Origin of the sequence: Mesomycoplasma flocculare ATCC 27399, assembly GCF_000815065.1 — a bacterium.
GTDB classification, from domain to species: Bacteria; Bacillota_I; Bacilli_A; order Mycoplasmatales; family Metamycoplasmataceae; genus Mesomycoplasma; species Mesomycoplasma flocculare.
Genome location: NZ_CP007585.1, coordinates 545,835 through 567,179, shown reverse-complemented (window position 1 = coordinate 567,179; position 21,345 = coordinate 545,835). Strand labels below are relative to the sequence as shown.

The window sequence follows — 21,345 nt, the reverse complement described above, 5'->3', positions numbered from 1 at the left end:
TTATGAGTAAAACATCCATTAAAATTAAACTAAAAGCATTTGATCATCGACAAATTGACGCGGCCGCTAAAAAAATCGTGCTTTTAGCGCGTGAATTAAATGTTGAAACCCGAGGCCCTGTACCACTTCCGACTTCAAGATCGATTTATACAATTCTAAGATCAGTTCATATTAATAAAAAATCTCGTGAACAATTTGAAAGTCGGACACATAAAAGACTTGTAATATTAAAATTATCACCAGCAAATCAAAAAGCCGTAACTGAAAAAATCTCAAGATCACAACTTCCAGCCGGCGTATGATTAGAAATTGAGGTAAGTTAAAATGAAAGGAATTCTAGGAAAAAAGATAGGGATGAGCCAACTTTTTACAACAGATGGTGTTGCTATTCCTGCTAGCATAATCGAAGTTCCAGAAAATATTGTAACTAAAATCATTACTAAAGAAAAAAATAATTATAATGCGGTCCAACTTAGTGCTTTTGATAAAAAAGAATCACGTTTTTTAAAGCCAGAAATTGGTCATTTTGCGAAAGCAAATACTAAACCTAAAAAATTTATTCGCGAATTTCGCAATCTACAAGGTTTCAAATTAGGACAAGTTGTCGATGTTTCAATTTTTAGTGCTGGTGAATTTGTTGATGTAATTGGCACATCAAAGGGAAAAGGATTTGCTGGGACAATCAAGCGACACAATCAAGCAATTGGGCCAAGATCTCATGGTGGAGGCGGAGGCTCTAAGCCAATCCGCCAAACCGGATCGCTTGGAGATATTTCAGGAAATAAAGTTGTCAAAGGAATGACAATGCCAGGACATTTAGGCTGCTCTCGTGTTACAAAACAATCACTTGAAATTATTAAAGTGGATAAAGAAAATAACTTATTAATATTAAAAGGATCAGTTCCAGGGCCAAAGAAATCTTTTTTAATAATAAAAACTGCAACAAAAAAACCAAAAGCAAAAACCCCAGTTAGTCTTTTTGAAATTAGTTTTAATTCTAATAATCAGGAGTTAAATAATGAATAAAAATTCAGAAATTATAATTCAGACAAAAAAATATGAAAACCTGGTAAAATTTAATGCAAATGAGGATCTTCCAGAATCGTTATTTGAAAAAAAAGATCTATATTTTCAGGCGATTTTTGATTCAATTTTATCTGAAAGATCAACAAAAAGATTTGCAAATCATAAGGTAAAAAATCGCGCTGAGGTTTCCGGAACAGGGAAAAAACCATGAAAACAAAAATCAACCGGAAAAGCACGAGCCGGTTCAAGACGTTCGCCAATTTTTGTTGGTGGAGGACGTGCTTTTGGGCCAACTATTCAAAGAAATTACAATTTAAAAGTTAATAAGAAAGTTAAGAAAATTGCTTTTGCTTCTGCATTGTCTCAGCTTGCTCAAAACAAGCAAATTCTTGTCAGTGATTTTTCTCAAGATAAAATTTCAACAAAATTGCTAGTTCAACATTTAAAAACATTTAATATTGTTCATCTTCGTCATATTTTGATTGCCTCCAGTGATTCTAATTTATTTTTATCAGCAAGAAATTTACCAAATGTTGAGCTAGTAAAACCTAATTCAATAACAATTGAATCGCTAATTAAAACTGATTTGCTAGTTATTTCAAAAAATGAAATAGCAAATCTTGAAAAAAGGATTTAAAAAATGAATAATGTAAATGAAATTATAAAGGGCCCAATTTTAACAGAAAAATCCTATCAGTTAATGTCAGCCTCGGTTTATTCTTTTAAGGTTAGTCCAAAAACAAATCGTTCGGAGACGAAAAAAGCAGTTGAATATATTTTTAATGTCAAAGTTGATAAGGTTAATATTTTTACTGTTCCAAAAAAAGAAAAAAAACTCGGAAAATCAAAAGGTTTTACAACTAAATATAAAAAAGCACTTGTAAAATTAAAACCAGGTTATACAATCAATCTTTTTGATGAAGAAAGCCCCCAAGTTGATAACTTTAACCAAAATAGCGAAAACAACAATGAAACGATGGCAAAAATAGAGCAAAAAAAAGCTGAATTAGATGTTAAAAACCAGGAAATCGCCCAAAAACTTGCAAAAAAACACGAAAAAGCATCAGAAAATCTTACAACAGAAAAAATAGAAAAAACCGCTGAAAATCAAGATAAGGGAGATGCAAATTAATGGCTCTTAAATATTATAAACCAGTAACAAATGGTCGCCGTCATATGTCTTCACTTGATTTTGGCGCAAATTTAAGTACTAATAAACCCGAAAAGTCACTTCTTGTAATTCTTAAAAAACACTCAGGGCGGAATTCCCAAGGAAAAATTACTGTTCGTCATCAAGGCGGCAGACACAAGAGAAAATACCGTTTAATTGATTTTAAACGAAACAAGGATAATATTCCTGGAATTGTAAAGACAATAGAATATGATCCCAATCGTTCCGCAAATATTGCACTAATTTCTTATATAGATGGCGAGAAACGTTATATTTTGGCCCCAAAAAATCTTAAAGTGGGACAAAAAATAAGTTCTGGCCCTAATTCTGATATTCTAGTGGGTAATTCTCTCCCGCTTTTAAATATTCCTGAAGGAACTTTTGTTCATAATATTGAACTTCATCCGGGGCATGGCGGTCAACTTATTCGTTCTGCGGGAACTTGGGCCCAAATTCAAGGGCGCGATGAGGGTGGAAAATATGTAGTTATCAAGTTAAAATCTGGAGAATATCGGCGAATTTTAGCGACTTGCCGAGCTACAATTGGGGTTGTTGGAAATGAGGAAAGTTCCCTTGTTAATATTGGAAAAGCGGGTAGAAATCGTCATAAAGGCATAAGACCAACTGTGCGAGGATCGGTTATGAACCCTAACGATCACCCTCATGGTGGCGGGGAAGGAAAACAACCAATTGGAAGAAAATCGCCTTTGACTCCTTGAGGTAAAAAAGCATTAGGAATTAAAACTAGAAATCCGAAAAAAGCTTCAACTAAACTGATAATTCGTTCAAGAAAGGAAACTAAAAAATAATGGCTCGTTCACTAAAAAAAGGCCCTTTTGCTGATGATTATTTACTAAAAAAAGTCGATGAAGCAATTGCAAAAAATTCGCGAAAACCAATTAAAACCTGGTCGCGACGTTCAACAATTTTCCCCCAGTTTGTCGGACTAACATTTTTAGTTCACAACGGCAAAATTTTCAACGAAGTCTATATCACCGATGATATGGTTGGACATAAGTTAGGTGAGTTTTCGCCAACAAGAACTTATTATGGTCATGGAAAAGACAAGGCAAAAAAATAAAGGGAATTATAAATGAATTTAACTAACCATAATTTTGCGATTGCATCATTAAAAACGCAGCGAATTTCAGCTTCAAAAGCACGACTTGTTGCGGTTTTGCTAAAAGGTAAAAAAGTCTCAGATGCACTCGCAATTCTTGCCCATACCAGAAAAAAAGCTGCGCCAATCTTTGCTAAATTGATTAATTCTGCTGTTGCCAATGCAATTAATAACCATGGACTTGAGCATTCTAATCTAAGCATAAAAGCTGCAATTGTTAACGAAGGGCCGACTTTAAAACGCTTTCGTCCGCGAGCAAAAGGGTCGGCTAGCCAAATACTGAAGCGAACTTCCCATTTTAAAGTAGTTCTTGTGTCCGAAAACGAAAAAAATAATGAAAAAACACGCCTATATGAGAACAAAAACATTATAAAAGTACAAGAAAGTGAAAAAAAACAAGACCATATGACCAACAAAAAAACTGATTTAACGGATCTTATTACTGAAAATGATGCCACAAAGACGAGTTTTGAACCCGAAAAAGGAGGAAAATAATGGGGCAAAAGGTCAATCCAAATGGCTTTCGCTACGGAATTACAAAATCACATAATGCAATTTGGTATGCAAATAAGAATAAATTTGCGGCAAATTTATTAGAAGATGTCAAGATTCATCGCTTTTTTGAAAAATTAACTCGGGAATATCAAATTGGGAACACTGTGATTCGACGTGATCGGAATAATGCAATTACCGTTTTAGTTTATACAGCAAAATTAGGTTCATTTCTTGGTGCTTCTGGCGAAAATCTCAAAAAAATTATTGAAAAATTAAAAAGAACATTAAAAAACAAGAAAATAATTTTAAATGTTGATGCTCTTGAAATTCAAAATCCAGAATTGAATGCAAAATTGATGGCAGAAGCAATCGCGGAAAAACTAGAACAAAGAAAATCTTACCGAATTGCGCAAAAATTTGCAATTAGAACTGCGCTAAAAGCCGGAGCAAAAGGCGTAAAAACGCTTGTATCTGGACGACTTAACGGAGTTGAAATGGCTCGCTCTGAAGGTTATGCCGAAGGCGAGATGAAATTACACACTTTACGACAAAATGTAGAATATGCTACTGCGATTGCTAAAACAACCTACGGAATTCTCGGGGTTAAAGTTTGAGTCTCGCTTGGCGAACTAAGACAGAAAATTGATATTGAAACTATTGCTAAAGGTGATAAAAGGAGATAAAAATGTTGCAACCAAAGAAAACAAAGCACCGCAAAACATTCCGTCTTTATCACGATAAACGTGATGCTCATTCAGGTAATTTCGTTTCTTTTGGCGAATATGGGCTTCAGGCGGTAGGTTCTGCTTGAGTATCAGCTGCCCAAATTGAAGCTGCAAGGGTTGCAATTACCAGAAGAATGGGACGGGAAGGTCAAGTTATTATTAGAATTTTTCCGCATTTGTCACTAACTTCAAAACCGATAGGTGTTAGAATGGGTTCGGGAAAAGGTTCGATTGACCGTTGAGTTGCGGTTGTAAAACGAAATACGATGTTATTTGAGGTTAAAGGGGTAAAAGACGAAATTGCCCGCGATGCCCTGCGACTGGGGGGGCATAAATTACCGCTTAAATGAAAAATAGTAACAACAGTTTAGGAAAATCATGGAATTTAAAGAACTTTTAAAAAAATCATCAAGCGAATTAAATTCATTGCTTCTTGAATATCGTTCAGAATTGTTTACTTTACGTTTTAAAAATCAGAGTTCAAATTTAGAACAAAGTCATAAAATTGCGCAAATTCGGAAAATAATCGCCCGTATTTTAACGATAATCTCCCAAAAAAATCTTCAAGAAAATCCCAAACCAAAAAAATTAACAAAAAAACAAAAAAAAGCTAAAAAATTTATCCTTTCGCATAAACCAAAATCATTAAAATCCCATTTTAGATCACATATAAAACCACTTTTAGCTCCAAAAATCCAAAACAAAATAGCAAAACCCGTAGAAATGAGTGCTCAGAATGAATAATGTAAATTTATTAAAAAAATCGCAAACTCGTAATCTCCGTAAAAGTTTACAAGGCAAGGTTATACGCGTGGGCGACAAAACCATTATGGTCGCAGTAGAAACAGCTTATAAACACAAAATTTATGCTAAAAGGTTCCGCAAAACAAAGAAATTTGCAACCTATGATAAAAACGGACTTGCTAAAGTTGGTGATTTTGTGAAAATAACCGAATGTCGTCCAATTTCAAAAACCAAACATTTTCGATTAGTTGAAGTTTTGCAAAAAAAAGGAGAAATCTAAAATGGTTCAAGAACTTTCGCGTCTTAATGTCGCTGATAATTCTGGAGCAAAAATTGTTGGGGTAATTCGAAATTTAGGTGGTTCGGTAAAAAAAACTTCAAATATTGGCGATATTGTTGTAGTTTCTGTAAAAAAGGCAATCCCTAACGGAATTTTAAAAGAAGGTCAAGTAGTTAAAGCGCTAATTGTTAGAACAACTTACGGATTACGGCGGAAAAATGGGGGGCATATTAAATTCGATGATAATGCGGTTGTGATTATAAAAGAAGATGGAACACCCCGAGGAACAAGGGTTTTTGGGCCAATTGCCCGAGAAATTCGGGAAAAAGGGTATTTAAAAATTGCATCACTTGCTCAGGAGGTATTATAAATTATGGCAAAAATCCGTAAAAATGATACAGTTTTAGTGTTATCAGGAGATGATAAAGGCAAGGTATCTTCCGTTTTAGAAATAATCCCTTCTAAAAAATCTGCAATTGTCAAAGGTATTAATACAAAAACCAAACATAAAAAACCTTCAAATAAAAATACAACCGGTGAAATTGTTAATTTTGATGCCCCAATTTTATTTTCAAAATTGGCGCTAGTTGCAAAAAAAGCTACAAAAGATAAACCAGCAATCCCGACTCGTGTTGGTTTTAAATTCGAAAATGGCAATAAAATTCGAATTGCCAAAAAAACGGGAAAGGCAATTTAGTGATGACAAAACTTGAACAGCATTATAAAGAATCCGTTTTTAAAGAGTTAAAAGCACATTTTAATTTCAAATCAGTATCGCAAGTACCCAAAATTACTAAAGTTGTTGTGAATATGACAGCAGGAGACCAAGTTAGTAATGCCAAAGCAATCGAGTCCGTTCTTGATGATCTAAGAAAAATAACTGGGCAAAAACCGTATAAAACAACTGCTAAAAAATCATTGGCAACCTGAAAATTGCGTCAAGGAATGCCGATGGGCGGCAAAGTTACTCTAAGGCGACAGCAAATGTGGAATTTTCTTGCAAAAGTTTTACACATTGCAATTCCGCGGATTCGCGATTTTCGCGGTCTTTCACAAAAATCTTTCGATAATAACGGTAATTTTGCACTTGGGTTTAAAGAAGCAATCGTTTTTCCGGAAATAACTTTTGATAAAATTTCCAAGATTCGCGGTCTTGATGTTGTAATCGTAACAACTGCTAAAAATAATCAACAAGCCCAAAAATTACTAGAATTATTAGGTTTTCCATTTGCTAAAAAAATTTAAATTTTAGCGAAAAAACTACCAATTTTTAAATTAAAAAGGATAAAATTTATGGCAAAAATGTCGTGAAAAGTAAAAGCAAACAGAGTCCCAAAATTTAAAGTTCGTGCTTATACTCGTTGTCAATTATGCGGAAGATCACATTCAGTGTTGCGGAAATTTAGAATTTGTCGGATTTGTTTTCGAACATTAGCACATCAAGGAAGAATCCCAGGAATAAAGAAAGCGAGTTGGTAGAAATTATGGCTTTTATTACAGATCCAATTGCTGATATGCTCACCCGAATTCGGAATGCAACAATCAGAAAACACAAACAAGTATCATTTCAGCATTCAAAAACAAAACAAAAAATAATCGAAATTATTAAAAAAGCTGGTTATATTAAAGACTTTCAAGTTCAAGGAGAACTAAAAAAAACAATTACTGTCGAGCTTAAATATAAAGGAAATCTTTCAACAATCTCTGGACTTAAGCGTATTTCAAAACCTTCATTGCGAGTTTATACTCCAGCAAGTAAAATTCCTTTTGTCCAATCAGGTTTTGGGATTGCAATTCTTTCAACTTCAAAAGGAATACTAACAGATTCGCAAGCAAGAAAGGAAAATATAGGTGGTGAAATTATCGCCTATATTTGGTAAGGTAAATTTAAATGTCACGTGTTGGTAACCGTTTATTAGTAATTCCTCAGCAAGTTTTTGTCGAAATTAACGGCTCAAATGTAAAAATTAAGGGGCCTTTAGGTATTTTAGAAAGACAATTTTCTCCGCAAATTGCGATTTTTGCGGAGAACCAAACATTAAAAACTACAAGAAATTCGGATATAAAACAAGTAAAACAACTTCATGGCACAACAAATTCGCATTTATCTGCGATGTTAGTCGGGGTTTCTAAAGGTTTTCAAAAGGAGTTAAAAATTAAAGGTGTTGGATATAAGGCAACATTAAAAACCAACATAATTGAGCTTTTAGTTGGCTATTCTCATCCTGTTGAAATTAAAGTGCCTGAAGAACTTGATGTTTTAATACCGAATCCAACAACAATTCAAATTAAAGGGATTGATAAACAAAAAGTCGGGCAATTTGCTGCTCAAATCCGCCAGGTGCGCAAACCAAATGCTTATTCTGGAAAAGGAATTTCCTATGCTGATGAAATTCTGAAACTAAAAGAAGGGAAAAAAGCTTCAAAATAGTTATGCAAAAATCACGTAATTTTTATCGAAAAGTAAAACATGTCCGCATTTTAAATAAGTTAGTAAAAAACCGCGAGGATAAACAAAAATATCGCATCGGTGTTTATAAATCTTTGCGTCATTTTTATGCTTATATTTTTGATCCTTGAAAAAATCAAGTACTAATTTCGGTCTCAACGTTAAATAAAACTGATAAATACAGCGGAAATATTAAAGCAGCAGCAGGTTTAGCCCCTGAATTATATAAAAAAATCAAAGAAAAACAATTAGAAAAGACTGATTTTGTTTTTGATCGTAGCGGTTATATTTACCATGGCCGTGTCAAAGCCTTTGCCGATGCACTAAGAATACAAGGAGTAAAATTCTAGAATGGATAATAATCTTGAAAAAAACCTAGCAAAAAGTGAGCAGAAATCTAATATAAAACAAGACGCAATAGTTGGAATAACCGAGAATTCAAACACTATTGATCTTAATATTTTAACTAAAAACACTAACACAAAACTAACGGGGCAAATCCCAACAGAAATAAAAAACGAATCCGGAGCCCTTATTAAAAAAATAAAAGTAAATCAAGAGCATTTTGAATCTTCAAAAGAGCAAAAACGAACCCAACGACCTCGGCCACAAAGGCAAAAAAATAAAGACAAAAATTTCAAACCTGAATTCGAAGATAGGGTAGTTTCAATTGCGCGAGTTACAAAAGTTGTAAAAGGTGGCCGTCGTTTTTCTTTTAGCGCTTTTGCTGTTGTTGGGAATAAAAAAGGTAAAGTCGGTTTTGGTCATGGCAAGGCGAATGAAGTTCAAGACTCGATCCGCAAAGCAATAAAAGACGCACAAAACCGACTTGTAAGTGTGCCTATTTATCGCAGATCCACTGTCCCTCACGAAATTAGCGCAAAATATTCAGCATCAAAAATTCTGATAAAACCAGCGCCAAGAGGTAAGGGGATTGTTGCCTCCAATACTGTGCGCGCCGTTGTTGAGCTTGCAGGATATACTGATATTTATACAAAAACTTATGGTTCACGAACAAAAATTAACGTGGTAAGAGCCACTCTAAAAGCGCTTTTAGGACTTAAAACACTTAATCAGGTAGCCGAATTACGTGATTTAAGTCCACAACAAGCCCACGCGCTAAAAAACTAAAAAAACTAAAATTTTTATTTATTTATTTAGTTTAAATTTCACAATTTAACTAAAAGAGAAAAATTTGCGAATTTATTCTTATTATTTATACTTTTTTGAAAAAACAGTAAATTTAGTTATTTTAATTTAACTAAAACGAATATCTTCTTTTTAAAATTTTTGTGTTATAATTATCCAAAAGCAGTTAATTCGCAATTTTTTTTTTTTTTTTATGAAAAAATAAAAGACAAATTAAATAATTTAGTACAATTACTCATTTCAAACTAAAAAAAGGATCAAAAAAATGTCAATTAGGCTTGAAAATCTTATTTATACCCCTGGTTCTAGAAAAGAAAAACATCGCAAAGGACGTGGCCATGCTGCTGGAAAAGGAAAACAAGCAGGTCGTGGACAATCGGGACAAAAAAAACGGTCAACTGTTCGCCTGGGTTTTGAAGGCGGGCAAAATCCTTGGTTTCGTCGTGTGCCAAAAATTGGATTTTATAATTTTAATGCAAAAAAATTTGAAATTTTCAACCTTTCTGACCTTGAAAGTCGTTATCAAGATGGTGATAAAATTAGTTTGGAATCCTTATATCTTAAAGGGATTCTTAAAAAAAGAAATCTTCCAGCCAAACTGCTTGCAAAAGGCGAACTAACAAAAAAATTAACAATCACAACAAACGCTTATTCTGCTGCTGCGCATGAAAAAATTACGAAATTAGGTGGCAAAATCGAGGTTCGCTAGTGTTGAAATTTTTGGGTAAAATTTGAGAAAATATAACTTCTGCCTACGTAATTCTAAAGAATCGTGTATACTTTGCTTTTAAAGAACAAATTTTAACTCGAAAATTAATTTTTACAATTTTTTTACTTGTTATTTTTATTGTTTGTGGCACAATTACAATCCCCGGATTAAAACTATTACAATTCCAGTTGGATGCAAATTCATTTTTAGGAATTATTAATACCGTCGGCGGCGGCGGATTACTCAATTTTTCAGTGGTTGCACTCGGAATTAGTCCGTTTATTACTGCTTCCTTATTTATGTTAATAGCGCAAACGAAGTTATTCCCACCAATTCATCGGCTTTCACAATCAGGTCCAGCAGGTAGACGAAAAATTAATATAATAACTAGATTTTTGACTTTGGTAATTGCCTTTGTTCAAGCAATCGTGTTAATCCGTACGGTAATTTTGAATAGTGATTTTGGTTTTGTGCGTTTAGAAATCAATACACAAGTTTTTATTTGATTAGTTTTGCCGTTGATATTGGTGGCTGGTTCGCTTTTTTCACTGTTTTTAGCTGAGCAAATCACCGAAAAAGGCGTTGGTAATGGAACTTCACTTTTAATTTTTTCCGGAATTATTGTTGGTATTCCCCGTCGTTTTAAGCATGCCTTTGAATATCTTGTTGATCTTAGTTCCCCTTCTTCATTAATTACTCAAGTTCTAAGTTTTCTTCTTTATATTTTTGCTTTTTTACTTGTTTTGTTAATTTCGGTTTATGTTTATTTAGCAGAACGAAAAATACCAATCCAGCAAACCGGATCAGGAATGTCAAAAAATGTTAAGGAGATTTCTGTTTTACCATTAAAGTTAAACCCTGCCGGAATTATGCCTGTGATTTTTGCTTTAATTGTTGTTTCTTTGCCTACGCTTTTTAGCGGTTTTCTTGACCGAAATACCTCGCCAACCCGTAATTGAATTGATAATAACATGCAAATTTATCACCCGTTTGGTTTAATTATTTTTATTGTTTTTAACATCACTTTTAGTATCATAATGTCATTACAGCAATCCCGAATTGATAAAATCACTCAGGATTTTGCAAAAAATTCCACTTTTATTCCAGGGATTCGCCCAGGGGAACAAACCGAAGATTATTTAATCGGAGTTGTTTTAAGGCTTTCAATATTTAGCGCGATTTATCTTACTTTTTTTGGAATCCTCCAACCAGTTGAGATTATGTTAGGGATACCTTCGGCAATCACTTTTTCTGGAATTTCGATAATAATTTTAGCAACAACAACACTTGAGACAATTTCGCAAATTAAAGCCCGTTATGATGCTCAAAAAGTTCTAAAACAAAGTAAAAAAATCCGTAAAAGTCTTACATTAAAACTAAACTCCAGTTCGCAAAATTCAAATCAGGATCTTTTATGGTAAAATTATAGCTTGTAAATTGTTTGCAAAAGGATGATAAATTTTTAGAATATGATAAGTGAAAAAAGAATTCTTTTCATTGGCGCGCCCGGATCAGGTAAAGGAAGTCTTTCGAAAATTTTAGTGGATAAATATAAATTAGTCCATATTTCTACAGGCGAGCTTTTCCGATTAAAAATTAAAGAAGATCAAAAACTAGCAAAAAAAATTCAGAGCTATGTAAGTTCTGGCGGTTATGTTCCAGATAAGATAACAAATAAAATAGTTGCTGATTTTATAAGCAAGTTACCAAAAAATCGAGGTTATATTCTCGATGGCTATCCAAGAACAATTGAACAGTTAAATTTTATGAACGAAAACGGAATTGAAGTTGATCTTGTTTTTTATCTAAAAATTAGGACCGATACAATTATTAATCGTCTCCGCCAACGACTTTTTTGTCAGGAATGCCAAAAACCATATAATTTATTGTTAGCTAAACCAAAAATTGCTGGTAAATGTGACCTTGATAATAACGATTTAATTACTCGGAACGATGATCGCCCTGAAATTATTAGTGTTAGAATAGAAAAATTCAATCTTTCAATCGCTCCAATAGTTCAACATTATGAAAATATCAACAAAATTCACTATTTAGATACCGAAAACCCTCTTGAAAAAATTATCGAAGAAATCGAAAAATGGCTATAATTAAGTCAGAATTTGAAATAAGCGAAATGAAAATTGCAGGGAAAATCCTGGCAGAAGTCAAAGCAAGAGTTTATGATTTTGTAAGACCAGGTATCTCTTTAAAAGAAGTCGATAGAATTGCTTTTCAAGAGATTAAAAAGAAAAATGCAAAACCTGCTTTTCTAAATTATCACGGTTTTCCTGCTACAATTTGTACAAGCGTTAATGAAGTTTTGATCCATGGAATTCCAAGTGATTATATCCTTCAGCATAATGACTTAGTTTCAATTGACTTAGGGCTTTCTTATAACGGGTTTTTCGTTGATAGTGCTTTTTCGAAATCACTTGGCGAAAATTCAGAAAATCAGAAGCTAATTAATTGCGCAAAGCAAGCTTTTTTTGCTGGTTTTAATGCAATTAAGCCAGGGGCAACAACCGGAGATATCGGTTTTGCAATTGCGAATGTAATAAAATCATATGGATTTTTTACTCCTTTAGAATTTTCAGGTCATGGTATTGGCAAACAATTACACGAAAATCCAAATATTTACAATTTTGGCAAGCCCAAAAAAGGAATCAGGCTAAAAAATAATATGGTAATTTGTATCGAACCAATGATTTTGCAAACATCAGCAAAAGTTGAAATTTTAAAAGATGGCTGAACTGTAAAAGCAAAAGATGGCAAGAAAACTTCCCATTATGAAGAGACAGTTTTAATTCATAATGGCAAAGGAATAATTCTAACAGAAATGGATCAAAATTAAATGACAAAATCATCAAAAGAACAAAAACTTGTATTTTCAGGAAAAATAACCCACGTTTTTAATGCTCAAGAATATGAAGTAACCCTTGAAAATGGCGTTAAATTAAACTGTCATATTGCCGGAAAAATGAAATTATACCATATTAAAATCATTTTAGGTGATAGTGTCCGCGTGGAAATGTCCCCTTATGATCTTTCAAAAGGAAGAATTGTTTACCGCTATAAGTAATTTAGTTTTTTTAAAATATTTATACAAAAGTAAAAAGGCAAAAAATGAAAGTTCGAGCAAGTATTAAAAAAATCTGCAAAGATTGCAAAATTATTAAGCGCCGTTCAATTAACCGCGTTATTTGCCAACTAAAAAAACATAAGCAAAGGCAAGGCTAATTTTAGGCTTTTCAATTTTGATCTATTTTAAGTTAAAAATCAAAATTAATTAATAAATTTAATTTAAAAATTTTGATTTTGTCACTAAACTTTATTTTTATAAGCTAATTAAAAAAATAAAGTTTAGTTATTATTTAATCTCTAAAATTAAAACAATTTTTTAAAATTATAAAAAGGAAAAATATTTATATAAATTTTCAATATGGCACGTGTTCTTAATGTTGAAATTCCTAATCACAAAAGAGTTGTAATTGCTCTTAGAAGTATTTATGGAATTGGAAAATCACTAGCAACAGAAATTGTTGGAAAAACTGCTAAATTACAGGCAGAAAAATTTGGAAAAAAATATCCAATTTTAACCCTTAATACAAAGGTAAAAGAAATTAATGAAGAAGTTTTGCAAATTATTCGTGATGTTGCAAAAATTTACAAAACTGAAGGTGATTTGCACCGAGAAGTGCAATCAAATATTAAAAGATTAATCGAAATAAAATGTTATCGCGGAATTCGTCATCGAAAAGGACTGCCGGTTCGAGGTCAAGTAACACAAAAAAATGCACGTACTCGTAAAGGACCACGAAAAACAATTATGGCAAAAAAGGAGAAAGGTAAATAATTATGGCAACTAATATAAAAAAAGTTAAAAAAGTTCGGCCAAAAAATATTACCGTCGGAATCGCTCATATTCATTCTTCGCACCAAAATACAATTATTTCTTTTACAGACAAACAAGGTAATGTAATTTCTTGAGCCTCATCTGGTTCAATTGGATTTAAGGGCACAAAGAAAAAAACTGCCTATGCGGCGACACTAGCTACTGCGGCAGCTGCGCAAAAAGCGCGCGAGCACGGAATGCGTGAGGTAGTTGTCGAGCTAAAAGGAACAGGACAAGGAAAAGAGGCTGCCCGTAAGCAAATTATTACTTCCGGAATTAACATTTTACTAACAAAAGATGTTACCCCGATTCCCCATAATGGAACTAGACCGCCGCGAAAATGATTTAAACGTCAGGAAAAAAGGTAGGATTAAATGAAAAAAAATGCAAAAGTTTTTTATTCTGAAAATATAGTTGAACAAATTACCGAATTCGAAACAAGTTTTGAACTAAAACCATTAGAACGCGGGCTGGCGAATACAATCGGAAATGCGCTTCGGCGAACAGTTTTATCGGCAATTCCTTCTTGCGCCGTTTTCGCTGTTAAAATTGCAGGCGTAAAACACGAATTTGCCGTTCTTGACGATGTAATTGAAGATGTTGTAACTATTTTAAACAATCTTAAAAAAGTCCGTTTTTTTTATGAACCTAGTTTTTTTGAGAAAAACCAAATTCATAAGGCGAGTTTTAGTGGTCAAAAAGCAGGCCAAATTTTCGCAGGCGATATTCAATCTCATAGCGGACTAAAAATTGTTAATCCTGATTTGTATATTGCTGATATTTCTCGTATTGGCGCTTTACAATTCGAAATTTTTATTACTTCCGGAAAGGGTTTTAGTGATTTTGAAACAAATAAAAAATACGTAAATGAAGTAATTCAAACACTAGAATCAAATTTAGAGGGTACAGTTTTAGCTGTTGATAGCGATTTTTCTCCGGTTTTAAATGCAAATTATCAATCAATTGAGATTAATTCAGCAAGCCCAATTATCGAAGAAAAACTAAATTTTTGAATCAAAACTGATGGTTCAATTTTGGCAAAAGATGTTTTAGCCCAGGGAGCTAAAATTCTCATTGCCCACCTTAATTTATTAGCAAATGTGGAAAATCTTAATAAATTCAGTGAAGATTTTTTCGAAAATCAGCAAATCAAGGAAGAACCAGTTCGCCGTTTTTCTAATAGTATTGATGCTCTTAATCTTTCAGTGCGTTCACTTAACGCGCTTCGCCGCGCTCAATATTATAAAATTTCTGATATTGAAAATCTTAGTCAAGAGGATTTTGAAAATATCAAAAATCTTGGGAGAAAATCAGTTCAGGAAATAATAGAAAAATTGCAAAATTATAAGCATGATTATAAAGGAGAAAATTAAAAATGGCAAATCCTCACCAAATTTACAAGCATGATTCTTCCTGAGACAGGCGCCTTTTTCGTTCGCTAGCAACATCACTAATTTTGCATGGGTACATAAAAACAACGCTTGCACGGGCAAAGCGACTTCGTTCTGTGGTTGAAAAACTAATTACAAAAGCAAAAAAAAATGATCTTGCATCACGCCGTCAAGTTCTTAGTTTTCTTTATTTGCAAAAAAATAAAGAAGGGATGAAGGCTATGCCTTATTTATTTAGCAAAATCGGACCGCGTTATCTTGAAAGAAATGGGGGCTATACAAGGATTATAAAAATTCCTAGTCGTGCTGGAGATAATGCAAAAATGGCAATAATTGAATTAGTCTAGGTTTTTGCTTTTAAAATTAGGGAATATAAAGAATGCCGCTTTTTTTAGCGCGTCTATTTTTTATTTTTGCGGGAAAAAGTAAAGAAGACTATATATTACGATATATTTTTGTTTTTCCTGCCAAGAACAAAACTAAAAGTAAGTTTTAAGAGGTTTTCTTAACTTGAGTTTTTAAAATTTCAATTTCTTTATTTGTCAATCTTCGCCAATTTCCCGGTTTTAAATTTCCAAGTTTAATATTCGCAAAACTTATTCTTTTTAGTTTGGTTACTTTTTTGTTAATTGTTGAAAAAATTTTTTTAACATGATGATTAGATCCTTGTCAAACTATTACAATATACGTTTTTGTACCGATTTTTTTAATTTTTTGTGTAGATTTAACCTTATTAAGCTGTATAACATTCTGGTTTAAAAAATTAATTTCGCTATCGCTAAGGTCGAAGTTGGTTTTTACTAAATATTCTCTTTTAATTTTAAAGCTTGGATGCAATAATTTGTTGCAAATTTTTCCATCATTTGTTATTAAAATTAATCCTGTTGTTTTAAAATCTAACCTGCCAACGGGGAAAATGTATGTATTTTTATCAAAAAATTCCATAATTGTTGGTCTATTTTCAGGATCAAAACGACTTGTAATGTAATTTTTTGGCTTATTGAACGCATATCAAAAAATAAGGGGTTTTTCTATTATTTTTAAATTATCAAGTTCAACAACATCGTTTTTGTCAACTTTTTGCCCAATTTTAGCTATTTGTCCGTTTATTTTTATGCGATTTTGTAAAATCAATTTTTCAGATTTTCTTCGGGAACAAATCCCCATTTTTGACAAAAATTTATTTATTCTGATTTTTGCCATAATTTTTTATTACTTTTCTTAATAAATTTTTTGCCAAACTCACGCAAACAACACGATTTTGATGATTTTTTACCATAAATAAAGCATTTAAGTCATACAAATCGGGTATAATTTTTTGAAAATTAATCATTTCATTATATTTATTTAGTAAATTTTTGGTCTCTTGAATGGTTTTGTCGAGTAAAATTTTTTCAAACAAATAACAACTTGCTATTAAAAGGCTGCACCCAGAAGCGCAAAATTGAATTTTTTTTAGCTTATTTTCCAAAATTTCTAAATCAAGACTAACACTATCTTCGCAATTTTGGTTAATTTGATTATTTTTTGAAACACATACCCGAATTTTTTCTTTAAATTTTTTATTTGCATTTAAAATAATATCTCGTCTTTTATTAAAATCTTTATACAAAATCTAAAAACTCCTTTTTTTCTAAATGTTCAATCAAATTATCGATATCACTAAAATCATTGTAAAACGCCAGTGAAATACGAACAAAACTATTTTTTTTCAGTATTTTTTTTAAAAAAGGAACGCAAAATGTTCCGCTTCGGACATAAATATTATTGTTTCCAAGATAAGATGCAATATCTGAGGAGTTGAATCCCTTAATATTGAAAAGCAAAATATGGTCTCCTTTTTTAGAAAAAATTTCAATATCTTTAATTTTTTCTAGTTTTTCGTATAAATAATTACTCAAAATTTCAAGCCTTTTTGAAATATTTTTGATTCCGATATTATTTACAAAATTAATTGCAGCATCAAGACCTCAAATTGCTGCAAAATTTAATGTGCCAGGTTCAAATTTTCGATAATTGTTGTAATAAAATATATTTTCAGAATTTAGACTTGCAATTGTCCCCCCACCAAATTTAGTTGGTTCTAATTTATTAATGAGATTTTTTTTAATTGCAAGAACACCTAAGCCAGTAGGCCCGTAAAATTTATTAGAGCTAAATGCGACAGCGTGACAAAAATTTAGACTAACTTTTTGATAACTTATTGCTTGAGTTGCATCATTAAGAACAAAAACATCGTATTTTATAGCTTTTTTTCAAATTTCGTCTAAATTTAAGTTTAGTAAAATAGAATTATTTGTCTGTGAAAACGCAATAATTCTAGTTTTGGACGAAATTTTGTCAATTATTTTCTTACTATAAATAATTTCAGCACCAATTTCTTTTGCTATTTTAATTCAAACAATTAAATTTGAGGAATGGTTGAGCGGAGATAGTAAAATTTGATCGCCTTTTTTTAAAAATTTTTTAATCATACTAGCAAATAAGTTGATCGCTTCTGTTGTTCCTGAATTGAACATGATTTCTTCAGATTCTGCATCAATAAATTTAGCAATTTTTTCGCGTGTTTTTGCAATTTTTGCAAGATTTTCATAGGCAATTTTGGAATTTTGTGAATGGGTATTAACGGCAAAATTTAAGTAAAATTCGTTAATTTTTTCAATTACAGATATTGGTTTTTGCATCATTGCCGCAGAATCTAAATAAACAACTTTATTTAAAAATGGGAAAAATTTTTTAAAATCAATCATTTTTTCTAACAAAATGCAAAAAATATTCAGTATTTTTTGATTTTAAACCTTTAATCGGTGATTCCATAAAATTTTTTAGTTCAAAATTAGGTTTTGCGAATTTGACAATTCGATCAATTAAAAACTTGTGATATTCTTTGGCAACCTTACCACCTTTTTGAACATATTTTGAACTTGCTTCAAATTGCGGCTTTAAAAGAGCGATGAAATTTTTACCCTCATCTAGCAAATTTTTTACAACATCCAAGACTTTTTTAAGGCTAATAAAAGAAACATCACAAACAATTAAATCAATTTTATCATCAAAAAAACCTTTATTAACATGTTTAATATTGGTTTTTTCTTTAACAAAAACTTTAGGATTGATTCGCAGCGAATAATCAAGCTGATTAGTTCCTGAATCAAGTGCATAAACTTTTTTCGCACCCTTTTTAAGGCATATTTGTGTGAAACCGCCTTTTGATGCGCCTATGTCCAAAATAGTTTTCCCTTTAAAATCAAGTTCAAAATTTTCATAAGCAGCAAGTAATTTTAACGCGCCCCGAGATACATAGTCAGACTTTTCTTTCACACTAACGTAGTCTAAATTTGAAATTTTTTGACTTGGCAAATAACAAATTTGGTTGTTAACTTTTACATATCCAGTCCGAATTAATGATTCAGCTTTTTTAAACCCCATTTTTAAAACTTTATCGTATAAACTCATTTATTTTCACCTCCTCAAAATTTCAATGATTTTAATGTTAAATTTAGGGTCTACCCTAATTCACTCGATTGACAGTGAATTAAATGCGTCTCGACGCAAATCTTCGTAATTAGATAATTTCGATTTAAAACTAAATTTCTGAGAATGAATTTTTCAACTATAATATAAAAAAGTTGCTAAATTTTTGTAAATTCGAAAATTTATTAATAAGTTTTTACTCAAAAATTGACTCATACAGCAAATTCAATTATCAATTTTATCGATATTACTAATTAAATTTAAATCAAGGGCTGCGCATTCATAATTTGAGGCTTCAACTTGAAGAATTTTGCATAAATTATAAAACAAAAATTTAAATTTTTTCCCAAGAATTTGACGATAATTTTTAAATTTTGTATTAAATTTAATAAAACGTTTAATTTCAGATTTGTTTTTAATTTCTAAGTAAATTTTTAGTTTCATAATAATTGTATATTTTTTGTAATACTGCGTTTACAAAGCAAAATTCATTATCACCAGTAACGCTAAAAATTTTAGTTATTTCAATTGATTCATTAAAAACAATTCGCTTGGGAATAAAAAACAGTTCGGCAGCACCGACTAATAAAATAGAACGGATTAACGGTAATATTCGTTCTCAACTTCAGTTGGATTTTAACTGTAGGCTAATTACTTTTTTTAAAAAACTATAATTTTTTTGTATGAAATTTAGCAATTTTAATTGATCAATTGTTAGTTCAAAATATTTTTCCTTTATCTCTTCAATGTCAATATTTTGGTTAAAAAGTTGCCAACTATAAATGATTGAAATATTTGCCATTCGATTTAAGCGTCTTTTTGTTAAATTTTTAAATTCAGATTTTTTAATACTATTACGTTTATCAACATTTGAATTCTCTGGTGGTTTGTTGTTTTTTTCAGCTTTTTTAATATTTTTATCTGAAAATTCGTTATTTTTTTTAAAAAATTTGATAATTTCAGCTTCATTTTTTTCATCGAAATTTATTTTTTCATTGACAATTAATTTTTGATTTTTCTTATTTTTCTGTTCTTTCTTATCATTAGTTGTGTTGTTTTTTATTTTAAGAATATCGGAGTCATAAACTGTAATTTTTTTTTTTATAATAAAATTTGATGTTATTTTTTTAGAAGTTACTGGTTTTTTTTGGCTGACTTTGAATCTATTTCCTGCTTTTTTCACATTTTAATTTTCCTTGTCAATAAATTTTTTTCTTATTTCATTCATTTTTAATCCATTTTGCTTATTATTGAATAAAGTTTTTATGTTCATAATTTTATTAATTTAAAAATATGTAATGTAAAAACTTTATTTATTTAAAAACCTTTTGCGAGTATTTTAATTAATGAAATAATTTTAGCATGTTTTTACTTTTGGTATTTAAAATTATTTGATAAAATAGACAAAAAAATGGTTAATTATAAAATAATAAAATTTTTCTAAATTATTATTTTTTTCTATTATAACTTATTTTAAAAAATCAAAAATATCCTCGCCAATTTCAGCGGGTTTGATTTTGAAATTTCTTGCAATTAAATTTCCAATTGTTGCAAGTGATTCAAGCGGATTTTTTAAATCCTTTGTTTTTGAAGTAAATTTCTTTGAAAAAATTGTTAACGGAAGCGCTTCGCGAGTGTGGTTTGTGCCTCGAAAACATGGATCATTTCCGTGGTCAGAAGAAATTATTAATAAATCATCTTCTTTTAAAGCGTTTACTAGTTTAGCTAATTTGATATCAAAATTATTTAAATTTTGACAATAACCAACAACATCGCGGCGATGTCCATAGCTTGAGTCAAATTCGACTAAATTAACAAAAATAAATTGATTTTCTGTTGGTTGAGTTGCAATATCAATCGCGATATCCATATTATTTTCATCGCTGTCTGGACCATAAATTTTATCAAGACCTTGATTTACAAAAATATCGCCAATTTTTCCGATACCAATAGTTTCAACTCCACTTTTTTGCAAACGGTCGAGAATGGATTTTGGCGGAATATTAGCATAATCGTGACGATTAAAAGTTCTGGTGAAATTTCCGTTTTCGCCAATATAAGGGCGCGCAATTACGCGCGCAACATTTCATTTTGGTTTTGAAGAACAAATTTTCCGAGCTGCTTTTGCATAACGGTAAAGATTTTCAAGTCCTAATTTTTCTTCATGACCACAAATTTGCAAAGTTGAATCAGGCGATGTATAAACGATTATTTTATTTTCATCAATAGATTTTTGTCCTAATTCTGACAGAATAACAGTGCCACTAATTGATTTGTTCCCAATAATTTTACGGTTATCAAAAGCTTTTTCCAATTCCTTAATTAGTTCATCAGGAAAACCATTTTCAAAATTTGGGTTTGGGTTTATAGTTTCAATTCCCATCATTTCAAGATGCCCAGAAAGTGTGTCTTTTGTTTTTGATTTAGCGATTATTCTTGAGACATATGCAAGAGGTTCTTTATTTTTCTTGCCACAATTTTCAATTTTGGCGATATTTCCAATTCCTAATTTTTTTCAAAAAGGAATTTTTAATTCTCCTGTTTTTGAAACCGAGTATAAAGTATTTGCGCCGACATCATTAAATTGTTTTTGATGCCCATCATCACCAATTCCGAGCGAGTCTGTAACAATTAAAAAAATCCGTTTAAATTTATATTGGTTCATAATTTTGCTTTTAATTTTCCTAATTTTTTCTTTTTTTTATAATTTAACAAATTTT

At 31.2% G+C, this 21,345-nt stretch carries 36 protein-coding genes; 29 read left to right on the top strand and 7 right to left on the bottom strand.

Going from position 1 to position 21,345, the window contains the following annotated elements; translation table 4 throughout:
* Positions 1 to 2 precede the first annotated feature (2 nt).
* The 29 genes from rpsJ (at position 3) to rplQ (ending at position 15,498) form a co-directional block, all read left to right on the top strand.
* On the top strand, positions 3 to 323 hold the full coding sequence (gene rpsJ, locus MYF_RS02360; RefSeq protein WP_002557840.1) for a 30S ribosomal protein S10: 321 nt from the start codon (positions 3 to 5) through the stop codon (positions 321 to 323).
* A 1-nt stretch (position 324) separates the two neighbouring features.
* Positions 325 to 1,026 carry a 50S ribosomal protein L3 gene (gene rplC, locus MYF_RS02355; protein WP_002557839.1) on the top strand — a complete coding sequence of 234 codons (702 nt, stop codon included), beginning with the start codon at positions 325 to 327 and terminating at the stop codon, positions 1,024 to 1,026.
* Complete coding sequence (rplD, locus tag MYF_RS02350) at positions 1,019 to 1,663, top strand: 50S ribosomal protein L4 (RefSeq protein ID WP_002557838.1); 645 nt, start codon at positions 1,019 to 1,021, stop codon at positions 1,661 to 1,663. Before rplC ends, rplD begins: the two co-directional genes overlap by 8 nt.
* Before the next feature lie 3 nt (positions 1,664 to 1,666).
* Positions 1,667 to 2,158 (top strand): 50S ribosomal protein L23, encoded by a 492-nt coding sequence (gene rplW / locus MYF_RS02345; protein ID WP_002557837.1) that lies wholly within the window; start codon positions 1,667 to 1,669, stop codon positions 2,156 to 2,158.
* Positions 2,158 to 3,006, top strand: a complete 849-nt coding sequence (gene rplB, locus MYF_RS02340; RefSeq protein WP_002557836.1) for a 50S ribosomal protein L2 — start codon at positions 2,158 to 2,160, stop codon at positions 3,004 to 3,006. The genes rplW and rplB overlap by 1 nt, the downstream gene beginning before the upstream one ends.
* Positions 3,006 to 3,278, top strand: a complete 273-nt coding sequence (rpsS, locus tag MYF_RS02335) for a 30S ribosomal protein S19 (RefSeq protein WP_002557835.1) — start codon at positions 3,006 to 3,008, stop codon at positions 3,276 to 3,278. The genes rplB and rpsS overlap by 1 nt, the downstream gene beginning before the upstream one ends.
* A gap of 12 nt (positions 3,279 to 3,290) precedes the next feature.
* Positions 3,291 to 3,812 carry a 50S ribosomal protein L22 gene (gene rplV, locus MYF_RS03530; RefSeq protein WP_002557834.1) on the top strand — a complete coding sequence of 174 codons (522 nt, stop codon included), beginning with the start codon at positions 3,291 to 3,293 and terminating at the stop codon, positions 3,810 to 3,812.
* On the top strand, positions 3,812 to 4,495 hold the full coding sequence (gene rpsC, locus MYF_RS02325; RefSeq protein WP_002557833.1) for a 30S ribosomal protein S3: 684 nt from the start codon (positions 3,812 to 3,814) through the stop codon (positions 4,493 to 4,495). Before rplV ends, rpsC begins: the two co-directional genes overlap by 1 nt.
* Before the next feature lie 2 nt (positions 4,496 to 4,497).
* Entirely contained in the window at positions 4,498 to 4,908 is a 411-nt protein-coding gene (rplP, locus tag MYF_RS02320) for a 50S ribosomal protein L16 (RefSeq protein ID WP_002557832.1), read from the top strand.
* A 7-nt stretch (positions 4,909 to 4,915) separates the two neighbouring features.
* Positions 4,916 to 5,281: a 50S ribosomal protein L29 gene (rpmC, locus tag MYF_RS02315; RefSeq protein ID WP_002557831.1), complete on the top strand. Its 366-nt coding sequence runs from the start codon at positions 4,916 to 4,918 to the stop codon at positions 5,279 to 5,281.
* The gene (gene rpsQ, locus MYF_RS02310) at positions 5,274 to 5,561 is read left to right on the top strand and encodes a 30S ribosomal protein S17 (RefSeq protein ID WP_051054304.1); all 288 of its coding nucleotides are present in this window, start codon (positions 5,274 to 5,276) and stop codon (positions 5,559 to 5,561) included. The genes rpmC and rpsQ overlap by 8 nt, the downstream gene beginning before the upstream one ends.
* Position 5,562: 1 nt before the next feature.
* Positions 5,563 to 5,931: a 50S ribosomal protein L14 gene (gene rplN, locus MYF_RS02305; RefSeq protein ID WP_002557829.1), complete on the top strand. Its 369-nt coding sequence runs from the start codon at positions 5,563 to 5,565 to the stop codon at positions 5,929 to 5,931.
* 3 nt (positions 5,932 to 5,934) lie between these two features.
* The gene (rplX, locus tag MYF_RS02300; protein WP_002557828.1) at positions 5,935 to 6,258 is read left to right on the top strand and encodes a 50S ribosomal protein L24; all 324 of its coding nucleotides are present in this window, start codon (positions 5,935 to 5,937) and stop codon (positions 6,256 to 6,258) included.
* A 2-nt stretch (positions 6,259 to 6,260) separates the two neighbouring features.
* Positions 6,261 to 6,806 carry a 50S ribosomal protein L5 gene (gene rplE, locus MYF_RS02295; RefSeq protein ID WP_002557827.1) on the top strand — a complete coding sequence of 182 codons (546 nt, stop codon included), beginning with the start codon at positions 6,261 to 6,263 and terminating at the stop codon, positions 6,804 to 6,806.
* A gap of 48 nt (positions 6,807 to 6,854) precedes the next feature.
* Entirely contained in the window at positions 6,855 to 7,040 is a 186-nt protein-coding gene (locus MYF_RS03240) for a type Z 30S ribosomal protein S14 (protein ID WP_002557826.1), read from the top strand.
* 5 nt (positions 7,041 to 7,045) lie between these two features.
* The gene (gene rpsH, locus MYF_RS02290; RefSeq protein ID WP_002557825.1) at positions 7,046 to 7,441 is read left to right on the top strand and encodes a 30S ribosomal protein S8; all 396 of its coding nucleotides are present in this window, start codon (positions 7,046 to 7,048) and stop codon (positions 7,439 to 7,441) included.
* Between the two features lie 11 nt (positions 7,442 to 7,452).
* A complete protein-coding gene (gene rplF, locus MYF_RS02285; RefSeq protein ID WP_002557824.1) occupies positions 7,453 to 7,992 on the top strand; it encodes a 50S ribosomal protein L6 in 540 nt (179 codons plus the stop codon).
* Between the two features lie 2 nt (positions 7,993 to 7,994).
* The gene (gene rplR, locus MYF_RS02280; protein WP_002557823.1) at positions 7,995 to 8,360 is read left to right on the top strand and encodes a 50S ribosomal protein L18; all 366 of its coding nucleotides are present in this window, start codon (positions 7,995 to 7,997) and stop codon (positions 8,358 to 8,360) included.
* Position 8,361: 1 nt separating this feature from the next.
* Positions 8,362 to 9,141 (top strand): 30S ribosomal protein S5, encoded by a 780-nt coding sequence (gene rpsE / locus MYF_RS02275; RefSeq protein ID WP_002557822.1) that lies wholly within the window; start codon positions 8,362 to 8,364, stop codon positions 9,139 to 9,141.
* Positions 9,142 to 9,424: 283 nt separating this feature from the next.
* Positions 9,425 to 9,868 (top strand): 50S ribosomal protein L15, encoded by a 444-nt coding sequence (gene rplO / locus MYF_RS02270; protein ID WP_002557821.1) that lies wholly within the window; start codon positions 9,425 to 9,427, stop codon positions 9,866 to 9,868.
* Positions 9,868 to 11,289: a preprotein translocase subunit SecY gene (gene secY / locus MYF_RS02265; protein ID WP_002557820.1), complete on the top strand. Its 1,422-nt coding sequence runs from the start codon at positions 9,868 to 9,870 to the stop codon at positions 11,287 to 11,289. The genes rplO and secY overlap by 1 nt, the downstream gene beginning before the upstream one ends.
* A 48-nt stretch (positions 11,290 to 11,337) precedes the next feature.
* Positions 11,338 to 11,976, top strand: a complete 639-nt coding sequence (locus MYF_RS02260) for an adenylate kinase family protein (protein ID WP_002557819.1) — start codon at positions 11,338 to 11,340, stop codon at positions 11,974 to 11,976.
* The gene (map, locus tag MYF_RS02255; protein WP_002557818.1) at positions 11,967 to 12,719 is read left to right on the top strand and encodes a type I methionyl aminopeptidase; all 753 of its coding nucleotides are present in this window, start codon (positions 11,967 to 11,969) and stop codon (positions 12,717 to 12,719) included. The genes MYF_RS02260 and map overlap by 10 nt, the downstream gene beginning before the upstream one ends.
* Positions 12,720 to 12,947: a translation initiation factor IF-1 gene (gene infA, locus MYF_RS02250; RefSeq protein WP_002557817.1), complete on the top strand. Its 228-nt coding sequence runs from the start codon at positions 12,720 to 12,722 to the stop codon at positions 12,945 to 12,947.
* 44 nt (positions 12,948 to 12,991) lie between these two features.
* Positions 12,992 to 13,105 carry a 50S ribosomal protein L36 gene (gene rpmJ, locus MYF_RS02245; protein WP_002557816.1) on the top strand — a complete coding sequence of 38 codons (114 nt, stop codon included), beginning with the start codon at positions 12,992 to 12,994 and terminating at the stop codon, positions 13,103 to 13,105.
* Positions 13,106 to 13,307: 202 nt separating this feature from the next.
* Positions 13,308 to 13,721, top strand: a complete 414-nt coding sequence (gene rpsM, locus MYF_RS02240) for a 30S ribosomal protein S13 (protein ID WP_002557815.1) — start codon at positions 13,308 to 13,310, stop codon at positions 13,719 to 13,721.
* A gap of 2 nt (positions 13,722 to 13,723) precedes the next feature.
* Entirely contained in the window at positions 13,724 to 14,128 is a 405-nt protein-coding gene (gene rpsK / locus MYF_RS02235; RefSeq protein WP_002557814.1) for a 30S ribosomal protein S11, read from the top strand.
* Between the two features lie 6 nt (positions 14,129 to 14,134).
* A complete protein-coding gene (locus MYF_RS02230; protein ID WP_002557813.1) occupies positions 14,135 to 15,133 on the top strand; it encodes a DNA-directed RNA polymerase subunit alpha in 999 nt (332 codons plus the stop codon).
* 2 nt (positions 15,134 to 15,135) lie between these two features.
* A complete protein-coding gene (gene rplQ, locus MYF_RS02225; protein ID WP_002557812.1) occupies positions 15,136 to 15,498 on the top strand; it encodes a 50S ribosomal protein L17 in 363 nt (120 codons plus the stop codon).
* A 145-nt stretch (positions 15,499 to 15,643) separates the two neighbouring features.
* Here rplQ and MYF_RS02220 read toward each other — a convergent pair whose 3' ends face one another.
* From MYF_RS02220 to MYF_RS02190, 7 genes are all read right to left on the bottom strand, one after another.
* The gene (locus tag MYF_RS02220; protein WP_002557811.1) at positions 15,644 to 16,354 is read right to left on the bottom strand and encodes a pseudouridine synthase; all 711 of its coding nucleotides are present in this window, start codon (positions 16,352 to 16,354) and stop codon (positions 15,644 to 15,646) included.
* On the bottom strand, positions 16,332 to 16,763 hold the full coding sequence (locus tag MYF_RS02215) for an iron-sulfur cluster assembly scaffold protein (protein WP_039387651.1): 432 nt from the start codon (positions 16,761 to 16,763) through the stop codon (positions 16,332 to 16,334). The genes MYF_RS02220 and MYF_RS02215 overlap by 23 nt, the downstream gene beginning before the upstream one ends.
* Positions 16,756 to 17,901, bottom strand: coding sequence for an aminotransferase class V-fold PLP-dependent enzyme (locus tag MYF_RS02210; RefSeq protein ID WP_002557810.1), 1,146 nt, complete (start codon positions 17,899 to 17,901; stop codon positions 16,756 to 16,758). Before MYF_RS02210 ends, MYF_RS02215 begins: the two co-directional genes overlap by 8 nt.
* Complete coding sequence (locus tag MYF_RS02205) at positions 17,888 to 18,607, bottom strand: TlyA family RNA methyltransferase (protein WP_002557809.1); 720 nt, start codon at positions 18,605 to 18,607, stop codon at positions 17,888 to 17,890. The genes MYF_RS02210 and MYF_RS02205 overlap by 14 nt, the downstream gene beginning before the upstream one ends.
* Positions 18,608 to 19,069 (bottom strand): hypothetical protein, encoded by a 462-nt coding sequence (locus tag MYF_RS02200; RefSeq protein ID WP_039387648.1) that lies wholly within the window; start codon positions 19,067 to 19,069, stop codon positions 18,608 to 18,610. It abuts the gene before it with no gap.
* A complete protein-coding gene (locus tag MYF_RS02195; RefSeq protein WP_236681775.1) occupies positions 19,041 to 19,808 on the bottom strand; it encodes a transcription antitermination protein NusB in 768 nt (255 codons plus the stop codon). The genes MYF_RS02200 and MYF_RS02195 overlap by 29 nt, the downstream gene beginning before the upstream one ends.
* 285 nt (positions 19,809 to 20,093) lie before the next feature.
* Positions 20,094 to 21,290, bottom strand: coding sequence for a phosphopentomutase (locus MYF_RS02190; protein WP_002557806.1), 1,197 nt, complete (start codon positions 21,288 to 21,290; stop codon positions 20,094 to 20,096).
* Between the last annotated feature and the right edge of the window lie 55 nt (positions 21,291 to 21,345).